This window comes from Streptococcus sp. 5346 (genome assembly GCF_013277455.1).
In the GTDB taxonomy this organism is placed as follows: domain Bacteria; phylum Bacillota; class Bacilli; order Lactobacillales; family Streptococcaceae; genus Streptococcus.
The window spans coordinates 66,459-88,153 of record NZ_VMMY01000014.1 but is presented as its reverse complement, the minus strand read 5'-3'; the positions used below and the strand labels follow the sequence as shown (position 1 = coordinate 88,153).

General features: G+C 41.2%; 18 protein-coding genes and 1 other RNA gene. 2 read left to right on the top strand and 17 right to left on the bottom strand.

Going from position 1 to position 21,695, the window contains the following annotated elements:
* Nucleotides 1–8 precede the first annotated feature (8 nt).
* From HT732_RS08630 to HT732_RS08565, 14 genes are all read right to left on the bottom strand, one after another.
* Entirely contained in the window at nucleotides 9–1,004 is a 996-nt protein-coding gene (locus tag HT732_RS08630; RefSeq protein ID WP_173254631.1) for a sensor histidine kinase, read from the bottom strand.
* Nucleotides 1,001–1,699 carry a cell wall-active antibiotics response protein LiaF gene (gene liaF / locus HT732_RS08625; RefSeq protein ID WP_001224652.1) on the bottom strand — a complete coding sequence of 233 codons (699 nt, stop codon included), beginning with the start codon at nucleotides 1,697–1,699 and terminating at the stop codon, nucleotides 1,001–1,003. Before liaF ends, HT732_RS08630 begins: the two co-directional genes overlap by 4 nt.
* A gap of 76 nt (nucleotides 1,700–1,775) precedes the next feature.
* The gene (gene fni, locus HT732_RS08620) at nucleotides 1,776–2,786 is read right to left on the bottom strand and encodes a type 2 isopentenyl-diphosphate Delta-isomerase (protein WP_173254629.1); all 1,011 of its coding nucleotides are present in this window, start codon (nucleotides 2,784–2,786) and stop codon (nucleotides 1,776–1,778) included.
* Complete coding sequence (locus HT732_RS08615) at nucleotides 2,770–3,777, bottom strand: phosphomevalonate kinase (protein ID WP_173254627.1); 1,008 nt, start codon at nucleotides 3,775–3,777, stop codon at nucleotides 2,770–2,772. The genes fni and HT732_RS08615 overlap by 17 nt, the downstream gene beginning before the upstream one ends.
* Entirely contained in the window at nucleotides 3,764–4,717 is a 954-nt protein-coding gene (mvaD, locus tag HT732_RS08610) for a diphosphomevalonate decarboxylase (RefSeq protein WP_173254625.1), read from the bottom strand. The genes HT732_RS08615 and mvaD overlap by 14 nt, the downstream gene beginning before the upstream one ends.
* Nucleotides 4,699–5,577 carry a mevalonate kinase gene (gene mvk / locus HT732_RS08605; RefSeq protein WP_173254623.1) on the bottom strand — a complete coding sequence of 293 codons (879 nt, stop codon included), beginning with the start codon at nucleotides 5,575–5,577 and terminating at the stop codon, nucleotides 4,699–4,701. The genes mvaD and mvk overlap by 19 nt, the downstream gene beginning before the upstream one ends.
* Before the next feature lie 123 nt (nucleotides 5,578–5,700).
* Nucleotides 5,701–6,666 (bottom strand): choline-binding protein CbpF, encoded by a 966-nt coding sequence (cbpF, locus tag HT732_RS08600; RefSeq protein ID WP_173254621.1) that lies wholly within the window; start codon nucleotides 6,664–6,666, stop codon nucleotides 5,701–5,703.
* Between the two features lie 98 nt (nucleotides 6,667–6,764).
* A complete protein-coding gene (locus HT732_RS08595) occupies nucleotides 6,765–7,454 on the bottom strand; it encodes a response regulator transcription factor (RefSeq protein ID WP_000518028.1) in 690 nt (229 codons plus the stop codon).
* Nucleotides 7,455–7,465: 11 nt separating this feature from the next.
* On the bottom strand, nucleotides 7,466–8,890 hold the full coding sequence (gene gndA / locus HT732_RS08590; RefSeq protein WP_000158778.1) for an NADP-dependent phosphogluconate dehydrogenase: 1,425 nt from the start codon (nucleotides 8,888–8,890) through the stop codon (nucleotides 7,466–7,468).
* A gap of 75 nt (nucleotides 8,891–8,965) precedes the next feature.
* A complete protein-coding gene (gene mapZ, locus HT732_RS08585) occupies nucleotides 8,966–10,372 on the bottom strand; it encodes a mid-cell-anchored protein MapZ (protein WP_173254619.1) in 1,407 nt (468 codons plus the stop codon).
* A 12-nt stretch (nucleotides 10,373–10,384) separates the two neighbouring features.
* A complete protein-coding gene (locus tag HT732_RS08580; RefSeq protein WP_173254617.1) occupies nucleotides 10,385–11,542 on the bottom strand; it encodes a class I SAM-dependent RNA methyltransferase in 1,158 nt (385 codons plus the stop codon).
* Between the two features lie 84 nt (nucleotides 11,543–11,626).
* An RNA gene (rnpB, locus tag HT732_RS08575) (RNase P RNA component class B) lies at nucleotides 11,627–12,007 on the bottom strand.
* A gap of 20 nt (nucleotides 12,008–12,027) precedes the next feature.
* The gene (gene gpsB / locus HT732_RS08570; protein WP_173254615.1) at nucleotides 12,028–12,369 is read right to left on the bottom strand and encodes a cell division regulator GpsB; all 342 of its coding nucleotides are present in this window, start codon (nucleotides 12,367–12,369) and stop codon (nucleotides 12,028–12,030) included.
* Between the two features lie 69 nt (nucleotides 12,370–12,438).
* Nucleotides 12,439–12,966, bottom strand: a complete 528-nt coding sequence (locus HT732_RS08565; protein ID WP_173254613.1) for a DUF1273 domain-containing protein — start codon at nucleotides 12,964–12,966, stop codon at nucleotides 12,439–12,441.
* Between the two features lie 66 nt (nucleotides 12,967–13,032).
* Between HT732_RS08565 and recU the strand changes: the two genes are divergently transcribed.
* Both recU and pbp1a read left to right on the top strand, forming a co-directional pair.
* The gene (gene recU, locus HT732_RS08560; protein WP_000248774.1) at nucleotides 13,033–13,629 is read left to right on the top strand and encodes a Holliday junction resolvase RecU; all 597 of its coding nucleotides are present in this window, start codon (nucleotides 13,033–13,035) and stop codon (nucleotides 13,627–13,629) included.
* Nucleotides 13,626–15,806 carry a penicillin-binding protein PBP1A gene (gene pbp1a / locus HT732_RS08555; protein WP_173254612.1) on the top strand — a complete coding sequence of 727 codons (2,181 nt, stop codon included), beginning with the start codon at nucleotides 13,626–13,628 and terminating at the stop codon, nucleotides 15,804–15,806. Before recU ends, pbp1a begins: the two co-directional genes overlap by 4 nt.
* 201 nt (nucleotides 15,807–16,007) lie before the next feature.
* On the opposite strand, the gene HT732_RS08550 is transcribed toward pbp1a, so the two are convergent.
* From HT732_RS08550 to HT732_RS08540, 3 genes are all read right to left on the bottom strand, one after another.
* Nucleotides 16,008–17,987 (bottom strand): peptide ABC transporter substrate-binding protein, encoded by a 1,980-nt coding sequence (locus HT732_RS08550; protein ID WP_050278989.1) that lies wholly within the window; start codon nucleotides 17,985–17,987, stop codon nucleotides 16,008–16,010.
* A 234-nt stretch (nucleotides 17,988–18,221) separates the two neighbouring features.
* Nucleotides 18,222–19,322, bottom strand: a complete 1,101-nt coding sequence (gene glf / locus HT732_RS08545) for a UDP-galactopyranose mutase (protein WP_173254611.1) — start codon at nucleotides 19,320–19,322, stop codon at nucleotides 18,222–18,224.
* A gap of 332 nt (nucleotides 19,323–19,654) precedes the next feature.
* Nucleotides 19,655–21,613 (bottom strand): peptide ABC transporter substrate-binding protein, encoded by a 1,959-nt coding sequence (locus tag HT732_RS08540; protein WP_173254610.1) that lies wholly within the window; start codon nucleotides 21,611–21,613, stop codon nucleotides 19,655–19,657.
* Nucleotides 21,614–21,695: the final 82 nt, after the last annotated feature.

Genomic DNA, 21,695 nt, shown 5'->3' with positions numbered 1-21,695 from the left:
CTCCTTTATCATTCCTCATCTAACAGGGGAATACGGATATCAACTGCCAGCCCTTGCTTGGGAGCTGTTAATAACTGAACCGTCCCTGCCATATCTTCAACCCGCTCCTTGATATTTCGCAGTCCATAACTCAAGTCGTCTAAGCTCCCTAACTGGAAACCGATCCCATTGTCCACCACCTTCAGTTGCAATTCAACATCTGTCTGATAGAGGTAGACATCTAGGCAAGATGCCTGGGCATGGCGGAGGGTATTGCTAATCAACTCTTGCAGGATACGGAAGATATGCTCCTCGATTTTCTTAGGCAATTTCGTCATATTCTGCTTGAGACTAACCCTAAGATCACTCTTGTCCTCAAGCTCTTTTAAGAGAATCTGAATCCCTTCTATCAAGCTCTTCTGCTCCAGTTCAACTGGTCGCAAATGCAAGAGCAAAACCCGCAAATCCTTCTGGGCAGTTTCTAAAATAGCTGTGACACTCTGCAACTGGGTCTGCATCTTTTCTCTATCCAATTTCAAAGTCTGCTGGCTGACACCTGATAAAATCATGTGGGCCGCAAACAACTCCTGACTGACTGTATCATGCAAATCCCGAGCAATCCGCTTCCGTTCCTTCTCAATGATTTCCTCTTCCTGAGCAAGACTGTGATTTTCAGCTTTTTGAAGAGCTTCTGTCAAAAGGTTAAGTTTACCTGACAAGGACTTGAAACTGGCATCCAAATCTGGATCTGCAACCTGAACCACTTCTTGCCCTGCCAACAAACGCTTGAGATTGGCCTGCATTTTTCTTAGAGAAAGCTCTTCGACACCTCGCCAAAACAGAGCTAGGAGACAGGTCATGGACATGCTGAATACCAACAACAAAAAGACAAATTTTTCTGTTTTTTCGACATCGTGCAGAAAGATAGACCAGTCAAAGTCAAGGATTTCCAGCAAGCTGTGGGAGAAAAACAAGACAAATAATAAGGAGGTGAGAGCAATGATTATATAAGCTTGTTTTTTCATCCTCTTACCACCTCAACATCTCCAATCATAGTGGTCAAGAAAATCTTGACACTCTTGTTACTCTTAAGATAGTCTCTTGTTTCTTGATGATAGTGTTCATTGCGAAGGGCTCGCTTGGGCTGGTTGAAAAAAGTCAAATCACCATAGAGACAGTTAACGCTGAGACTGACTTCCACATCTACAGGTACAATAATTTTTGTCGTTCCTACCATCTTTCTGAGAATAATAACATTATCATGATTGGTTAGGATGACCCTCTCCAGATGAATGGTGTCCTTGCCCATGAGACGAAAGAGATTGATATCATCAAACTGGCAAGTTTGGTAGCTTGAAAAATGATGGAGATTTCCAAACCAACGATTTTTCTCCTTCTTAACCGTTACCACCTCTTCAAAAACCAAATTGGTCTGCTCTTTTTCCTGGTTCATCATCGGATAAAGAAGAAAGAGGCTATAGATGACTGCAACAAAAATGGCTAGAATCACAAAAGGATTGAGCATGACGATGAAAAAGAAGAGAATGGTTGCCACTACTAAAAGAAGATTATTGCCCTCTTTACCAGTGTAATAGCGAATCAAAAGTAAAAAGAGGAATAGTATCAGCAGAAAACGCGAAAAATGCTCTGATACCATCAAAATCAGAGCTCCTGTCAAAAGACAGGCTTCGATAAATAAAAAGATTTTAAATTTTCTCATAGGTTCATCCTCTGCTTTCTATTTTATCACACTTCAAAAAAGTCACCTCGGTCTGAAGATGGAAAAAAGGCGGTGGTTACGCCTTTTTCATCTGATCCTTTGCTTCTTTTAATTTTCCATAAAGAAGATAGTCTACTTTTTGCAGATCTGCTATGGTGGCACAATTAAGGGCACACATAATCAAACGCAGATCGTCTTTCCAGCCTTGGACAATGCCGATCACTTCTTCAACTGAATAGGTTTCAACCAATTCCAGAACGGTTCGTGACAATCCTACAGCCTTAGCACCAAAGACCAAGCACTTAATCATATCCAGCGGATTCCGAACGCCACCACTGACCAAGAGTTCAACCTTGTCTTTCCAGTCTTGGGCATTGAGAAGGGCTTGCATAGTAGACTGACCCCATTGATTGAGGTAGTCACGTTGACCACTGCGACGATTTTCAATATAAGCAAAACTGGTGCCACCACGGCCTGACAGGTCAAAGGCTCGAACGCCCAATTCATAGGCTCTCTCGATGGTCTTGGCATCCATCCCAAAGCCCACTTCCTTGAGGACAATCGGAACGGGGATTTGCTTACTATAGTCTGCCAGATGCGATTGCCAGCTTCTGAACTTCCTTTCTCCCTCGGGCATGAGCAATTCCTGCATGACATTGACGTGCACTTGTAAAAGTAAAGGATTCATCTCCGTCACAGTCTGCAAACCAAGTTCAACAGGCTTGTCCAATCCAATATTGGTTCCAAGAAGGAGATTTGGATGATCATACTTGACAGAAAAAGAGTCATCTGCTGGATCTTTGAGGGCTGTGCTATAAGAACCTGTCACAAACAAAATCCCACAGGCATCTGCCACCTGAGCCAACTTTTGATTGATTTCTTTACCTTTTTCACTCCCACCTGTCATGGCATTGATATAAAAAGGAAAATCCCACTTTCGACCAGCAAACTCTGTCGACAGATTGATTTCATCCAGATCGTAAAGAGGCAAGGAAGAATGAATCAACTCCACCTCATCAAAGCTATTATAGGAACTTTTCTGCTCAAGGGCATAGCGGATGTGCTCATCCTTACGATTTGTCGTCATGTCCTATCCTTTCTTGGTATAAGAGTTCAATCCCCAGATCGGCCCAACGGTTTTTTAGGGTTTCAGTTGATTGCTCATCAAAACTCAAGGCAATACCACAATCACCACCACCAGCACCGCTACTCTTGGCAACAGCCTGCAAATCTTGACTAGCTTCTTTCAACTGTCTGAGCGAAGACGTGTAAATATCTGTGCTCAAGCCTTCTAAGAGCTTGCTGGCTACTTCTACTTGCTCGATAATTTTTTCTGATTCCCCCTGTTCCAAGGCTTCTACCAAAGAAACCACCGTTTCTTTTGAGGAACTTAAAAAACTCTGATTGATATTTTGCTTGATTTGCTGGACCATGTTACTAGACACAGCTACTTCCTTGGTCCATCCCACTAGGAAATCACATTCTAAAGTTGGTTTCACTTGCGAAATTGAAAAGCCCCAATCACGCTCCAAAACTGTCGTCAAGTTTTCTTCTTCCAACCAAGCAGCCACCTTCTGGCGTTCAAATGACTGGTAAAGGATTAAATCCTCTGCCACAATACAGGCAAGGTCTCCCATGGAACCATTGTCTCCGCGCTTGAGCAAGACAGCGCTAGCCAACTTGAACAAGAGCTCCTGATTAACCGAAATATCATATAAAGCCAGTAAGGACTTGACAACCAAGACAACGACGCTACCACTAGAACCCAGACCAAACTTTTTCCCTTCTCGTTCCATTTTTCCTCGAATTTCTAGAGAAAAAGGTCGCAAGGTTTGCCCACGATAAACGAGGAAATCTTCCACTAAAGCAATCGTTTCTTGAATCAAGCTGTAGGCAGGATTGGGTGTCAAATCCACTGCGAAATCAAACATATCTGAATAGATACGGTAACTATCAGAAAAAGCAATCTCTCCCCTCATATAGATGGGAATGGCCTTTATCAAGGCTAACTGTCCTGGATTTAAAATAGCATATTCACCTGCCCAATAGAGCTTTCCGCAAGTTTTAACAGCAATCATCTTGGCTCAAATCCTTTGTTTTTGACACAATCAAGCGATAACGCTGACTGAAGATTTCAGATAAATGCTCCAAGTCTTTCTCCTGACAGAGAACCTTAACATTGGGACCGGCATCCATGGTAAAGTAACAGTCCTCGCCTTGCTCGCGAAGCTGGCGGACAAAGTCCATGGCTTCATAGCTTGCATCGGTCAGATAAGAAAAGGCTGGTGATGCTGTTTTTGTCGTAGCGTGCATAGCAAGAGCATTTTTCTCCGTTAACTCCCCAACCTTGGAAAAGTCATTCTCTTTGAGGTAAACCAGCATATCCTGATAATCCTGCTCAGACTGACGCACCCAGTCGTCAAAGGTCGTCGAGGTTTCCACACAGAGTTTCATCCCGTCACGACTGGAGATTGGTTTTTTCTTATCCTCTAGCACCAACATCATCATAGCTAGCTTCAAGTCTGTCTCTACAGGGTAAATTTCCCCACTATCCTTATCCCAGGCACCTAGTGGTCCATAAAAACTCCTAGAGGAAGAGCCTGAGGCAAACTTAGCCTCCTGTGCCAACTGGCTCCGAGTCAATCCAAGCTGAAAATAAGCATTACAAGCCTTGACCAAAGCAGACAAACCACTAGAACTTGAGGACAGACCCGCTGCCGTAGGCATATTGTTCTGAGTATCAATACGGACAAAGCCCTCACCTTCTGGACGGTAACGGTCAATAATCTTGCTCATCTTAGCATGCTCCGCCTCATTTTGTAGCTGATCATTGATATAAAAGGCATCAGCTGTCGCATCCGTCGGTAGAGATGACAAAGTCGTCTCCGTGTACATATTTTCCAAAGTCAGAGAAATACTGCTAGTAGCAGGCACCATCTCTTTTTCTTTTTTCTTTCCCCAATATTTGATAATGGCAATATTTGCGTAAGAACGTACTGTTACAGGCTCTCGATCCATGTCTGAACAGCTCCTTTCTCTTCTAATCTTTCTGCTAGTTTTTGAGCTTGAGTCAAATTGTCTGCCAAGGCTATGATACAGCCTCCTAGTCCACCACCGCTCATCTTGGAACCCAGAGCGCCATGGCTAAGAGCCGTTTCTACCAGATGGTCGGCCTCAGGGCTACTAACACCAATTTCTTTTAAATGTAAATGCGCTTGACTGAAGATTTGTCCCAGTCCTTCAGCATCTTTTCGTGAAATCGCATCCTCTGCTTGCTGGGTTAATTCTCCCAAGGCATGCAAAAACGGTAGGGCATCCTTGCCCTTATTTTGAACCACTTGGATGGCTTCACGAGTGTGACCATAAACGCCCGTATCTGCAATGACCAAATAGGCAGATAAATCCATCTCAAGCTCTGTAAATCCTACATTCTTGATAAAGCGAATAGGTTGGTCACTAAGACAGGTCTTAGCATCCAAACCACTTGGATTCATATGGGCAATCATCTCCGCCCGATTGACCAAGATTTCTAGTACATCATGAGGTAGTTCTGCCTGATAGTAGTCAAATACCGCACGAATGGCCGCTATGCTAATAGCAGCTGACGAACCCATTCCCCGTTTTTCAGGAATAGCCGAGTCAATCTCACAGCGAATGCAGGCTTCTTTGATATCCAAATACTCAAGCGAAGCATAAACTGCCATGGACAAGGTATCCTCCTCATAGAGACGCCAAGGACTCACTGCAGGAACTACCTTACAAGTCACCTCCACTTCCAAAAGAGGCAGGGAAATGGCAGGATAACCGTAAACAACCGCATGCTCCCCTATTAAAATAATCTTACTATGTGCCTGACCGACACCCACTTTTTTTATCATGTTTTCCTTTTACTAGACGAAAAAGACCGTCTTATTTTTTCATACAAGTATTGCTTCTCTCCCATCTATTTTATTATATTTTCACAAAAAAAGCGATTGTTTCCTTCACAATCGCCTCTTTCATTATCGAACCCATTCGCCATTATAATTGACAGAATAACCATCTACGTTCGTATTCACTGCCAAAGCACCTGAGCTGTAAGCGTAGTACCATTTACTACCGACCTGGAACCAACCAGTTACCATAGCTCCTGATGAACGGAGATAGTACCACTTGTTGCCAAGATATTGCCAGCCTGTTTTCATATCGCCATTTTCAGCATCTAAATAGTACCAAGTTGAGCCTTCCTGATACCAGCCAGTTGCCATAGCTCCTGATGAACGGAGATAGTACCACTTGTTACCAAGATATTGCCAACCAGTTTGCATGATACCAGTTTCTGGATCTAGGTAGTACCATGGAGCCGCTTTAAGCTTCTCTTCATCATAGGTTAGAGGATAATCCTTGATCCAACCACGTGCTATCTCCCCAACAGGCAATCTGTTGATGCGAGAATCAAAGCCACCATCCTTCTGCAAATAATACCAGTCCCCATCATCATAAACCCAACCAGTTTTTAAGGTGTGATAGCTATTCTGATCTGTAAAATAATAAACACGTTTTTCGGCTGGGCTATCATATTGTTCCCCATGATGTTTGTTGGTATTTGTAGCAGTTTTTGCTTCTAACACTTGCTTGCCAACAAATTCTTGTAGTACCCCATCTTGACCAAAGTAAAACCAATCTGGTCTAAAAGCAATCTCTTGTCTTGGAGAAGGACCAATCGTAACCCCTTTGTGTGGGGCAGGTATATATTGCCAGCCGACAACCATCTCTCCGGATAAAGGATCAAAATAATAGTATTTTCCATCAATCACTCGCCAGTAGGTTTCTTTGAGATTCCCCTTCTTGTAGTAGGTTCTACCATTTTCTTGGACAAATTTCCAACCTTCTGAATCAGCATCATCCGCCAATACTGCACTTGTTGCCAGTAAGCTAAAGAAAAAAACTGCTAATGCAATTTGCATCAATTTTTTTATTATTTTCATTAGACCTATCCTCCATAACTGATTGTAGCAAATACCCGACTGCATGTCAATATATAAAAACTCCTCAAAAAAAGCAGTTACATAACTGCAACTGCTTTCTATTCTTGCATGGTGTAACCGACACCACGAACGGTTTTAATATAGCTTTTCTGACCTTTTACATCCAGCTTGCTACGTAGATAACGGATATAGACATCCACGATATTGGTTTCGGTCGCACTTTCATACTTCCAGACACTTTCCAATAACTGCTCACGAGTCAAGACTTTCTTGCTTCCCATAAGAGTAGCCAGAAGGTCATACTCACGACGCGTCAGAGCAATCATCTCCTCGCCACGATAAACAGTATGATGTTCTACATCCATACGCAGATTGCGGTAAGACGTTGGAACCTTCATCTGACTACAGTGTTGATCGATGAAGTCCCGACCTCGGAAAATCGCTGAAATACGAGCTACCAGATTCTCAATAATAACTGGCTTATAGATGTAAGAAACGGCAAAGCGTTGGATTGTTTCAATCTGATCTTGCAATTCTTCGCGATGGTCCAAGACCATGATGACCGAGGCTGGCTTAGTCCGACTCAGCTTGTCTGCAAAATCCTGGGCCGTCATATCCCCCAGATGAGCATTCAATAAAATCAAGTCATAGTCTGTCTGAAGAGCCATGGAGAGGGCTTTTTGCCCCTCCTCAACCTGATCAACTCGGTATTGCTCTTTTTGGAGTTCCAAACTTAAAAAATGAGCTAGATTTCGTTCTTTCTCAAGTAATAAAATCCGTTTCCCCATGGCAGACCTACTTATTTTTCGTCATACCAAGAGTAGTGGAATGTTCCTTCTTTGTCTTTACGTTGGTAAGTGTGGGCACCAAAGTAGTCACGTTGCGCTTGGATCAAGTTAGCTGGAAGGTCAGCTGAACGGTAGCTATCAAAGTAAGTAATAGCTGCTGAGAAGGTTGGTACTGGCACACCAGCTTGAACTGCAAGAGCTACGATATCACGCACTGCTTGTTGGTACTTAGCAGTAACATCCAAGAAGTACTCATCCAAAAGAAGGTTAGCAAGGTCTGCATCACGGTTGTAAGCATCTGTAATCTTTTGCAAGAAACGAGAACGGATGATACAGCCATCACGCCAGATAGATGCGATGTCTGCAAATGGCAAGTTCCAGTTATTTTCTTTAGAAGCTACACGCAATTGCGCAAAACCTTGTGCATATGAAATGATTTTTGAGAAGTAAAGGGCTTGACGGATTTTTTCAATCAACTCAGCCTTGTCTCCTTCAAATTTGAAGGCAGCTGGTTTTGGAAGAACCTTGCTAGCATGCACACGTTCTTCTTTGTAAGTAGAGATGTAACGTGCAAATACTGACTCAGTAATCAGTGACAATGGCACACCAAGGTCAAGTGATGATTGACTAGTCCATTTACCAGTTCCCTTGTTACCTGCAGCATCAAGGATGTAGTCTACGATTGGTCCATCTTGACCTTCATCGTCTTTGCGGCTCAAGATATCAGCTGTGATTTCGATCAAGTAGCTGTCCAATTCACCCTTGTTCCACTCAGTAAAGATTTCAGCCATGTCTTCTGCAGAAAGGCCTAGCAAGTGTTGCATCAAGTCATAGCTTTCTGCGATCAATTGCATATCACCATACTCGATACCGTTGTGAACCATTTTCACATAGTGACCAGCTCCATCAGGACCGATGTAAGTCACACATGGTTTGCCATCTTCTGGTGCTTTAGCTGAGATTTCTTCAAGAACATCCGCAACCAATTCGTAGGCTTCTTTTTGTCCACCAGGCATGATAGAAGGACCTTCAAGGGCACCTTTTTCACCACCAGAAACCCCAGTACCGATAAAGTTGATGCCTGAGTTTGCCAATTCTTCATTACGACGGATTGTATCTTTGTAGAAAGTGTTTCCTCCGTCGATCAAGATATCACCCTTGTCAAGGTGTGGAAGAAGGGCTTGAATTGTAGCATCTGTACCAGGTCCAGCTTGAACCATGAGCATGATACGGCGAGGTTTTTCGATTGAGTTTACAAAACTTTCAACATCATAGCTTGGTACAAAGTTCTTTTCAGGATGGCAAGCAATTACATCTTCAGTTTTTTCTTTACTACGGTTGTAAATAGCAACTGTGTAACCACGAGATTCAATATTAAGGGCAAGGTTACGACCCATTACGGCCATACCTACGACACCAAAGTTAGCTTTTGTCATTTGACACTCCTCTTGTTTGATTTGTTTTATTTTATCATTTTTACTTTTGAAAAGAAAGAATTTTGTAACGACTGCTTAGTAGTCCAAGTCATCCGCATGACCAGCGCCATTTCCGACAAAGTAGCCTGTCTTACAGTTAAGGGTAAAGAGATAGGTTCCATCTGGCTTGTAGAGGTTGTAATAACCATTGCCGTTAACGATATTGACGCGTTCAAGGATATATTGGTCTCCAGTGATATAGCCACGTGAACGTGAAGTCGCTAGAATTTGTTCCAAGACACCATCCGCAAAATCCCAGGCAGAGTTGTTACTATCATCAATAGCAGACTGATTATAGGCAACACGACTAGCACTTCTTTGAACAGCAACCCCTGCACTCGAGAGACCCATATTGACTTCACTGCGAGAACTTCTAGTTTCATTTGAGGCAGCATTTGAACTACTTGGGCTTGTCTCACTAGTCGTATTTGAGCTTGCTTGACTAGAGCTTGAGCTACTAGTTTCACTTGAACTTGAGCTAGAAGTACTTGTTTGCTGGCTCTTACCAAGGCTGATAGCCTTATCTAGCACTTTATCAAGCTCCGTATTTCCAGTTTTAATATCTGTAAATTTAGCATCCGATTTGGCTTTGGCATTGGTATCCAAAACACCATCCACAATAGCTGGTTTCTCAAATTGTGCATTGACATCTTGAATGGCCTTAATTTGCGTTGCTAGACTATCATATTTAGATTTGGCAAGCGTATGTTCACGACTACCTTCCAGCTTATCAAGTAAGGTCTTGAGTTGACTTAGTTTATCAAACTGGCTATTTTTCAAAGCCGTTTTATTGCTGTCTGTGTAGAAGGCGTCATAAAGTGTATTAAAATCATCCACATCCGATTGATTGGCTGTAGTTGATTGAGAAGTTTCAATTTCCTTGGTCGAGCGATTCACTTGACGATAGACATAATAAGCACTGACACAGATAACTACTGATACAAGCGCCAAAACGGTCAAAACAAAGCCTTTTTTGCTTTTCTTTTCTGAGTCTTCTTGTTCCAGACGAGAAAGACTCTGCTCCTCTTCCACTTCTTCAGTCATTTCTGTTGGATTTTCATCCTCTAGCAATAGAGGATCCAAGTCTTGCTCCTCATCGTCCAGAGGCAAGGGTGGTAAGATGTCTTCAGAAGATGGAACTTCCTCCGAAGAAGCTTCTGACTCTTCTACAGCCTCACGCACTTCTTGGATTAAATCATCCAGACTCTGAGTTTCAACTAGCTCCTCTTTTTTGTATTGACGAGTCGCAAACTTATCCGCCTCAATTTCATCTCTGTGTTGCTTAACATACTTGTCCAAAATGGAATCCTCAGGCAAGACTCCTGCTTCCACTTCTTCATTTTTACGAATAGCTTGACCAACTGTTAGCTCTTTTGCTTCATCAAAATCAAATTGCGGTTCTTGACCTTCTTTTTTATGACGATTTCGTCTTTTTTTACTCATGAGTATCCCTTTCTATTTTACCTCTTGCCGTTTGACACGCTGACCAAAATATTGATACAGATCCACTTTCAAGGTTCCGTTGTATAACTTACGCTTCTTATCTGCTTGACTACCATACTTGCTTTCAAAGGCTTCATCACTAGTCAGGATAAATTTGCTCCAAGTTTTCAGTGGTGCAAATACTTGACCCATTTCAGCATAGAGCTTGGTCACCCCTGCATCATCTGATAAACGCTCCCCGTAAGGCGGATTGGAAATAATCACACCATTGATTTTATCGGAACGCAAATCCTGCACGCGCATCTGCTTAAAAGTAATGTCTCCTGCAACACCAGCTGCCTGAGCATTGGCCTTAGCAATTTCCACCATACGCGCATCGATATCACAGCCCATGATATCCAGTTCCAGCTCACGGTCTACTTTTTTAGCCGCCTCTGTGCGCACTTCTTGAATCAAGCGGTCGCTGACCCAATTCCATTCCTCAAAATCAAAGGAGCGACGAAGTCCTGGTGCCATCTTTCGAGCAATCATAACTGCTTCGATACAGAAAGTTCCTGAACCACAGGTCGGATCAATCAAAGGCTTGTCTGGATACCAGTTAGAAAGTTGTAAAATAGCTGCTGCCATGTTTTCCTTGATAGGAGCGCCACCCTTTTCGGTACGATAACCACGTTTAAAGAGGCTAGACCCTGTCGTATCAATCATGACAGTTGCCACATCTTTGAGAATAGAGACCTCAATCTTAAACTCTGGGCCATTCTCCATCAAAGGAACCCCTTCTGGGCGAGCATAGTGTTTCTGCAATTTCTTGACAACAGCTTTCTTAGAAATAGCCTGAACACTAGGTTCATTATGAAGTTTGGACTTAACACATTTGGCTTTTGAAATCGGGAACCGAGCTCCGAGTGGTAAATAATGTTCCCAATCTAAAGCAAAAACTCCCTGAAACAGTTCCTCAAAAGTCTTAGCTGGGAAGGTTCCTACGATAATTTTGATACGATCTGCTGCCCGAAGCCAAAGATTGGTTTCGATAATAGCTCTCACGTCTCCTTGAAAACGAACACGGCCGTTTTCAACCTGACAATCGTAGCCCAGCTCTCGTACTTCTCGTCCTACAACAGCTTCAAGCCCTGCTGCTACAGTTGCAATTAAATTAAATTCTTTTTTCATGTTACAGTCTTGCAAGACCTTTCTATATGTCCACTTTAAAAAATGAGGTTGAGAAAATTTCTCAGCCCCAACCTATATGCAATTTTCTATAAGCCATGTTTTGTTCCAGAAGTGACTAGGACCACTTCCTTCGATAATCATCTGTCTACCACTAACAGCTCTAGCTGATAGCAGTCAGAATACTACGTTCGTTTCCGCGTACTCCATGCCCCGACCAAAATTTGGGTTGCTAGCTTGAGGGGTTTACCGCGTTCCACTCTCTCTGTTTCCAGAAAGACTCCGTCACTGTGGCACTTTCAAGCCTACTCTGACTTATCCAAGGACTTAGCCATTTCAACTGCCGTAACGATTTCTCGTCCCTAGGCTTATGGTTTCGCCTAGCACAAACACTACAGGCATCACAGCCTGTGCTAGCATGGACTTTCCTCATGAGAAGCAATTCTCCTCACGCGATTATCCAAAAATTGCATGTAACAAGACCTGAATTACAAATCAGTATTGTCTAAAATTTGTTTACCAAAAACTTCTTTTTCAAGACGATTCAAGCGTTTCAAAATATCAAAATTCGTCATAGAAGATGAAGCTGCCACATCAATTGGATCTGGGTGACTAGGACTTGGAGCCGAACTCACTTGCGGTTTACGAATTAATTCTTCCTTCAAATCCGCAATCTCCTGACGAAGTGACTTAACCAAGGCAGCATAGGTTTCATAGTCCTTGATGACATCGTCTAAAAACTCATCAACTTCTACCTTGCTATACCCACGAACTTCACGTCCAAACTCTTGTTCAAAAATATCTTTTGCTGAAAAAATAATACTTGTCATGTCTCTCTCCATTCTCGCTTGCTAGTATTATTATATAAAAAAAGGCAAACAAAAATCAAGGTCAAAGCTTCAATTTTCGGAAAAATTTTCAGCAAGTTCATTTAATTGATCAAATGTTAATCTCTTTATAAAATAGTCCTCTTGATTTTTCATCTTTTGGTAAAAATAAGCTAGTTTCGTTTCATTTTCTTCATCATAAAAAAGATAGGAACTAGTCGTGTTTTCCAGCAAAAACTGCTGGTAATCTCTTAACTGCCCCTTGTGCTCATAGCGAGGATAAGCATATTTGACAAAGTCTACCTGCTTAAAACGACTCAGTTTCATCTGATTGCCTTCATTCCAATTTTCCCCATGGGTTTCAAAAGCAAAAATGGTGGCCAACTGGAAACCGTACTCGGCTTTCATCTCCTGAGCAACCTCTAAAACCCAATATTCAAAACCCAAACTTCCTGTAAACACAAGCCAAGACACCCCATCTGCTGCCATAGCCTCTAAATCTTTACGTATTGCTTTTTTTATCAATTTAAGACGAGGATCCTTATCAGAAAACAAACCCAAATCAAAAGCAGAATAGCCCAAAACCAAAGCTGTAGCCATTTTTAACCCTTTCTGTGCAAATTTATGGTATAATAGAGTGATGTTATTGTACCAATAAGGAGAATTATGGTCAACTATCCACATAAACTTTCATCACAAAAAAGACAACCATCTCTTTCTCAACCCAAAAATTTCGCAAATCGAGGAATGTCTTTTGAAAAGATGATCAATGCTACCAACGACTACTATTTGTCTCAGGGCTTGGCTGTTATACACAAGAAACCAACTCCTATTCAAATCGTACGAGTGGACTATCCACAACGAAGTCGTGCCAAGATTGTTGAAGCCTATTTTCGACAAGCTTCAACGACGGACTATTCTGGCGTTTATAATGGATATTACATCGACTTTGAAGCCAAGGAAACAAAACAAAAACGTGCGATTCCGATGAAAAATTTTCATCCACATCAGATTCAGCATATGGAACAAGTCCTTGCCCAACAAGGAATCTGCTTTGTCCTTCTTCACTTTTCTTCTCAGCAAGAAACCTACTTATTGCCGGCATTCGATTTGATTCGCTTCTATCATCAAGATAAGGGACAAAAATCAATGCCACTTGGATATATTCGAGAATATGGATATGAAATCAAGGCTGGTGCCTTCCCTCAAATTCCCTATCTCAATGTTATCAAAGAACATTTATTAGGTGGTAAAACAAGATGAACAAACCAACGATTCTGCGCCTAATCAAGTATCTGAGCATTAGCTTCTTAAGCTTGGTTATCGCAGCCATTGTCTTAGGCGGAGGAGTTTTTTTCTACTACGTTAGCAAGGCTCCTAGCCTATCCGAGAGTAAACTAGTTGCAACAACCTCTAGTAAAATCTACGACAATAAAAATCAACTCATTGCTGACTTGGGTTCTGAACGCCGCGTCAATGCCCAAGCTAATGATATTCCCACAGATTTGGTTAAGGCAATCGTTTCTATCGAAGACCATCGCTTCTTCGACCACAGGGGGATTGATACCATCCGTATCCTGGGAGCTTTCTTGCGCAATCTGCAAAGCAATTCCCTCCAAGGTGGATCAACTCTCACCCAACAGTTGATTAAGTTGACTTACTTTTCAACCTCGACTTCCGACCAGACTATTTCTCGTAAGGCTCAGGAAGCTTGGTTAGCGATTCAGTTAGAACAAAAAGCAACCAAGCAAGAAATCTTGACCTACTATATAAATAAGGTCTACATGTCTAATGGCAACTATGGAATGCAGACAGCAGCTCAAAACTACTATGGTAAAGACCTCAATAATTTAAGTTTACCTCAGTTAGCCTTGCTGGCTGGAATGCCTCAGGCACCAAACCAATACGATCCCTATTCTCATCCAGAAGCTGCCCTTGACCGTCGTAACTTGGTACTTTCAGAGATGAAAGGTCAAGGCTACATCTCTGCCGAACAGTATGAGAAGGCTATCAATACCCCTATTACTGATGGACTCCAAAGTTTGAAATCAGTCAATAGCTACCCAGTATATATGGACAATTATCTCAAAGAAGTTATCGACCAAGTAGAACAAGAAACTGGCTATAACCTTCTAACTACTGGGATGGATGTTTACACAAATGTAGACCAAGAAGCTCAAAAACATCTGTGGGATATCTACAACTCCGATCAATACGTCTCTTACCCTGACGATGATTTGCAAGTCGCATCTACGGTCGTAGATGTTTCAAATGGTAAAGTCATTGCCCAACTTGGAGCTCGTCACCAAGCAAGTAACGTTTCATTTGGCACCAACCAAGCTGTAGAAACCAATCGTGACTGGGGTTCAGCAATGAAACCGATCACCGATTATGCACCTGCCATAGAATACGGTGTATATGATTCCACTGCAACTATGGTTAATGATATTCCTTATAACTATCCGGGAACAAGCACACCTGTCTACAACTGGGATCGAGCATATTTTGGTAACATTACTCTGCAATATGCTCTTCAACAATCACGAAATGTCACAGCCGTTGAGACTTTGAATAAGGTCGGTCTAGATAAGGCTAAAACCTTCCTTAATGGTCTTGGTATCGACTATCCAAGCATGCATTACTCAAATGCTATTTCAAGTAATACTACCGAATCTAGCAAACAGTACGGGGCAAGTAGTGAAAAAATGGCCACTGCCTATGCCGCATTCGCAAACGGCGGTATTTACCACAAACCAATGTACATCAATAAAGTTGTCTTTAGCGATGGTAGTGAAAAAGAATTTTCTGATGCCGGTACTCGGGCTATGAAAGAAACTACTGCCTATATGATGACCGAAATGATGAAAACTGTCTTAGTATACGGAACCGGACGTGGAGCCTACCTACCTTGGCTTCCACAAGCAGGTAAAACAGGTACTTCTAACTATACTGACGAAGAAATTGAAAAGTATATCAAGAACACTGGTTACGTAGCTCCAGATGAAATGTTTGTAGGGTATACCCGCAAATATGCAATGGCTGTTTGGACAGGATACTCAAATCGTCTAACTCCAATCATCGGAGATGGTTTCCTTGTTGCTGGTAAAGTCTATCGTTCAATGATAACTTACCTTTCTGAAGATGACCAACCTGGAGATTGGACAATGCCAGATGGCTTGTATAGAAATGGAGAATTCGTCTTCCAGAACAACGCAAAGAACACATGGAATAATTCAGTAACACAACAAACACAAACAGTAGAAACTCCAAGCACAACAGCTGAAAGTTCAACTACACAGGCAAGTACGACGGTTGGTCAACAACCCAATAATGCTCCAGCAACTGATCCTAGCCAAGGACAAGCTGGTCAAGCTGTTCAACCGACACAACCAGTACAACCAACGCCACAAAATCCACAAGTTCAACAACCACAACAGTAAAAAAAATCCTGAGAGTTAAAAATTCTCAGGATTTTTTACTACAAGATAGCTAATACTCAATGAAAACTAAAGAGCAAACTAGGAAAGTTAGCCACAGGTTGCTCAAAATACTGTTTTGAGGTTGCAGATGGAAGCTGACGTGGTTTGAAGAGATTTTCGAAGAATTATAAAGGAGTCGGCTACAAACCAACTCCTTTACCTTTATTTCACATGTTTTGCAAGTTCTTCTTGCGCTTTTTTATTGGATTCTGCTTTTTCTTTCATCCATTTTTCTTGAGCTTTTTGGTATTCATCTGCAGTAACTGCCTTGTCTTGAATTTCAAGGTATTTATACAAGACTGGGTCACTTGTACCTTTATTTCCTGACAATGCAAATGGTATTGTAAATGGTACCATCTTAGACAAGATTGGACGACCAGTTTTAGAAGTTGTTGGGATGATCAAGGCACTATCTGTCAACCAAGCTTGGGCTGCTGCGTATTTATCATATCGTTTAGCAACATCTGTAGTCTCATCACCAGCTTCAGTAACCAATTTTTCGTAGTCATATAGACCTACTTTTTTAGCAGCTACATTATCTTCCCCTGAGTCAAACCCTAAATATGTTTTAGTACTTTCTCCTACAGATGGTTTGATAATATCAAGGTAGGTTGATGGATCGGCAAAGTCTGGACCCCAACCGACATTATCTGATAAATCCCAGTCTTCGCCAGCAGCATTTTCAGCAAATAAAGTTACATTAAGCAATTCATCTTTTTGCAATTGTTGGATATCAATAACGACATTATCAGTTCCTAAAGTTGCTTCCAAGGATTGTTTCATAGATTGGACACGTTGAACTTTTGTAGTTGCTGTCTGGTCAACTGGCATATCCAAATGAATTGGGAATGTCACACCTTCTGCTTGTAAAGCTGATTTAGCTTTGGCAAATTCAGCCTTGGCTTTTTCTGGATTGTAAAGACCATCTTGTGAATCGGCTAGATTAACATCCTTCCACTCATCCCCATAAGTTACTAATTTTTCTTTGACTATATCGCCAAAGTTTTTACCATCTGCTTGAACAAATGTTGGTGGTACAAAGAGATTACGCAAGATTTTGCTTGCACCAGTTTCTCCATTCAACTGAGAGGCATAGGCTGTACGGTCAAAACCAAAGGCAATAGCCTGACGGAAATCCTTGTTTAAGAGAGCCTTTTTAGTAGATGTCTTTTGTTCTTCGCTAGTCTTAGATGTGTGTTTATAAGATTGACGGTCAATATTTGTCCCTACTAGATAAGTCGTAGAGTCTTGTTGAGTATAGACGATATTGTCTTTCATACTCTTCTCAAGCTCTGCGAAACTTGCACTTGTTGGATAAAGACGAGCTGCTGTAAGGCTACCATCTTTAAAGTTTTCTGCTGGTTTGCTGGTATCTTGCCCATCCCAGAATGACAATTTGACCTTGTCAATATGCACATTGTCCTTATCCCAGTAGTTCGGATTTTTCGCAAATTCAACAGAGGATTTGGTCACAATGGATTTCAACAAATAAGGGCCGTTATACAAGAGACTACTTGGATCCGTAGCTTTGGCAAAATCATCCCCTTTTGAGTTCAAAAACTCTTCATTGACTGGCGCAAGCACACCCATGGTTGTTTTTGAGTTCCAAAAAGTTTCAGGTTTGTTCAAGGTGTACTGGATTGTTTGGTCGTCAAGGGCTTTAATCCCGACTTGAGCGAAGTCTGTGATTTCACCTTTGGCATAGGCATCCAGACCTTTGATTGAATCCTGTACCAAGTAAAGGGCTTCTGCTTTCTTATCTGTTGCATATTTAAGTCCTGTTACAAAGTCCTGAGCCTTAACAGGAGCGTACTCTTCTCCCTCAGATGTATACCACTTGGCATCCTGACGAATCTTATAAGTATAAGTCAATCCATCCTTAGAGACCGACCAGTCTTCTGCCAATGAAGGAACAAGGTTCCCGTATTTATCATTTTCAAGCAATCCATCAATTACATTACTAGTAATCTCAGAAGTTGCTGCCTTACCAGTTGTCAAATAGTTGAGATTATCTGGATGTGTCTCGTAAGTAAATGCAAAGGTTTTTTCACCTTGAGCGCCTGAACCCCCAGAACAAGCAGCTAAAACACCAGCTGCTAATAAGGTTACTCCCGCAAGAGCCAATACTTTTCTTGTTTTCATAGTATTCTCCTTTGTTTTTTTATTCATTATAGACTCTTTTTCAAGTCCTGTCAATAGAATTTTCTGAATTTTAAGAGTTATTTGTTATATTTGATATATTCTGAAAAATAAAATTGTTCATTTATGCCAAAAAAGCCAACAGAGATTCTCTTCTGACCGATAGAAAACAATCTTGTTGGCCTTACTTCTAAAAATCTTAAGTAGCAAAGATTCTAAAATGACAGAATCCTTGCATTATTGTCCTAACTCTTCCTCGACCACTTCCAAAGCCCGTTCAATGACTACATGCATGTCGTAGTATTTATAATCAGCCAAACGTCCACAGAAAATAACCTTGTCATTTGTTGCTGCCTCTTCTTGATATTTAGCAAACAGGACATTGTTTCTCTCATCATTGATTGGATAATAAGGCTCATCTCCACGTTTCCAATCAGCTGGGTATTCACGAGTAATGACCGTTTTAGCTTGTGTACCATACTCAAAGTGTTTATGCTCAATAATACGAGTATAAGGAATTTCTCGCTCTGTATAGTTGACAACAGCATTTCCTTGATAGTTTTCCTCATCAAGAACTTCATGCTCAAAACGAAGACTACGGTATTCTAACTCACCATGTTTATAATCAAAGTATTGGTCAATCATCCCTGTAAAGACAACTTTTTCAGCAGAAGCTTCTAATTCCTGACGATTGGCAAAAAAGTCAAGGCCAAGTTCTACTTCCACATCCTTGAGCATATTTTCAATGATAACGTTGTAACCACCAATTGGAATACCCTGGTAACGGTCATTGAAGTAGTTATTATCAAAAGTCAAACGAACTGGTAGACGTTTAATAATAAACGGTGGAAGGTCAGTAGCAGAACGTCCCCATTGCTTTTCAGTATATCCTTTAATCAACTTTTCATAAATATCTGGACCGATCAACTTGATAGCCTGCTCTTCCAAGTTTTTCGGTTCAACGTCCTTCATATGAGCCGTTTGCTCAGCAATCTTATCTTTGACCTCTTGAGGAGTTTTTGTCCCCCATATAGCATAGAAAGTATTCATATTGAAAGGGAGATTATAAAGGCTACCCTTGTAATTAGCTACAGGCGAGTTGATGTAGTTGTTAAATTCAGCAAATTGATTCACATAATCCCAAACTTTTTTATTAGAAGTATGGAAGATATGAGCACCGTATTTATGAACATTAACCCCTTCTACATTCTCACAGTAGATATTTCCACCAATGTGGTCACGTTTATCAATAACTTTTACTTTTTTCCCACGCTTGGTTGCTTCATAAGCAAAAATTGCTCCCGACAAACCAGCACCAACGATTAGATAGTCGTACATAGTCTCTCCCTTATCATTTATCTTTACATCTCCTTAATTATAGTAAAAGAGAGAATCTTATACTCTTCGAAAATCTCTTCAAACCACGTCAGCGTCCATCTGCAACCTCAAAACAGTATTTTGAGCTGACTTCGTCAGTTCTATCTACCACCTCAAAGCTGTACTTTGAGCTAACTTCCCAGTTACTCTTTGATTTTTATTGAGTATTCGTTTCAATCTATTTTAGCACAAAACAAATCATTTCTCAGTTTTCAATAGCCGAGTGATTTAAAAAGACAAGCACCAAAACTGATGTTTGTCTTTATGATTTTGCTTGAAAAGGCTATTTCTAACTATTTAACATGTTTTTCTGCTTCTTTTTGGGCTTTTTCGATTGCTTTTTTGCTTTCTTGCTCCCATTTGGTCTTAGCTTCTTCAAACTGTTTGGTCGTCACAGTGTCTTTTTGCAGTTTCATGTACTTATAGTTATTGCCATCACCCTTGATACCAACCAATGAATACCCTCTTGTAAATGGCGTTACTTTGGTTACAGATGCTGTTCCACCACTTGACATGGCTGACATAATCAGAGAATTGTCAATCATCCAAGCCTGTGCTTCAGCATATTTTTCGTAACGTTTGGCTACATCTTTATTTTCACTATCTGCATCTTTGAGCATCTTAGTATAGGTGTCCAGACCTAGGCTAGTGATTTTTTCCTTATCTTCCTTGGCATCTAGTCCAAAAATCTTGAGGTAGAACCCATCCTCTGCACTGAAAGGATTGAGATAAGTTGATGGATCTTGGTAGTCACCTACCCAGCCATCAAAGTTCAAATCGTAGTCACGATCAGCTGCTGTTGGCGCTAAGAAGGCTACATTATTAAAATCATCTGTTGAAAGTTGCTGAACATCAATGACAATGTTATCAGCACCTAAAACTGACTCAAGAGTCTGCTTAACTGAGTTCATACCTGTCACGGCATTTTTACTTGTCTGATCAACCGCCACATCCAAGTGAATAGGGAAAGTCACACCTTGACTTGCCAATTCTTTTTTAGCTTCCGCAAATTTTGCTTGGGCTTTTTCTTTGTTGAAATAGGCATCCTGAGCATCTGCCAAGTTAATACCTGACCATTCTGTACCATAGTTGACCAATTTAGAAGCGACTACTTCTCCAAAGGTCTTGTCTCCAACTTGGACAAATGTAGGAGGAACCAAGGTGTTACGAAGGGTCTTGCTAGCCGCCTCTTCCCCATTTGACTGGGCAGAATAGGCTGTGCGGTCCAAGGCAAAGTTCACTGCTTGACGGAAGTTTTTATTCAAAACAGCTGTCTCAGTCGACTTCTTCTGCTCATCTGTCGTTTTAGACGTATAGTTGTAAGCCTTACGGTTGACATTGAAATTGAAGTACCAAGAAGTCTTGTCCTGCAAGCTATAGACGATATTATCCTTATATTTTTCCTTGGTCTTGGCAAAGTTAGAACTATTTGGATAAACCCCAGCGATTGAATAAGCTCCACTTTCAAAGTTACGGATAGTCAATTCTTGGTCTGAGCCATCAAAATAAGCTAATTTCACGTGTTCAATCGATACTTTGTCATGATCATAGTAATGCGGATTTTTCACATACTCGATAGATGATTTTGATGTGAAATCTTTTAACAAATAAGGTCCGCTGTAGAGAATGCTATCTGGAGATAGGGTGCCAAAATCTTTGCCTTTTGAGTTTAAAAACTCTTCGTTTACTGGGAAAAGAATACTATTGGTTGTTTTTGAATTCCAGTAAGGTTCTGGGCGTGTCAAAGTATACTCGACAGTCTGGTCGTCAATGGCCTTCACCCCAACCTTAGAGAAATCAGAATCCGCTCCTGTAATGTAATCATTCAAGCCCTTGATCGAGTTTTGAATCAAGTCAATAGCCTGTGATTTGTTATCCACTGCGTACTTGATACCTGTCACAAAATCTTGTGCCTTGACTGGGGCATATTCTTCACCGTCAGCCGTGAACCATTTGGCATCTTTTCTCAATTTATAGGTATAAGTCAGACCGTCGCTTGAAACAGACCAGTCTTCTGCCAAAGATGGAACTAGGTTTCCATGGTTGTCATTTTCAAGCAAACCATCAACTAGGTTGGTAATGACGGCTGTATTATCAGCGTAGTAGTCTAACAAGTAGTTAAATGTAGTTGGATTTCCACTAAAGGTTGATGAGTAAGTTTTTGTATCTGAACCTGATTGTCCGCAAGCAGCTAAAAGCAAGGCAGCCGCAAAAGTCAGGCCTGCACTAAGGACACGCTTTTTTGTCTTCATCTTCTTTCTCCTTTATGTTAGTTTTTATAACATATATTTATTTTACCAAAATAGTGGGAATTTGTAAAGTTAATTGAATTTT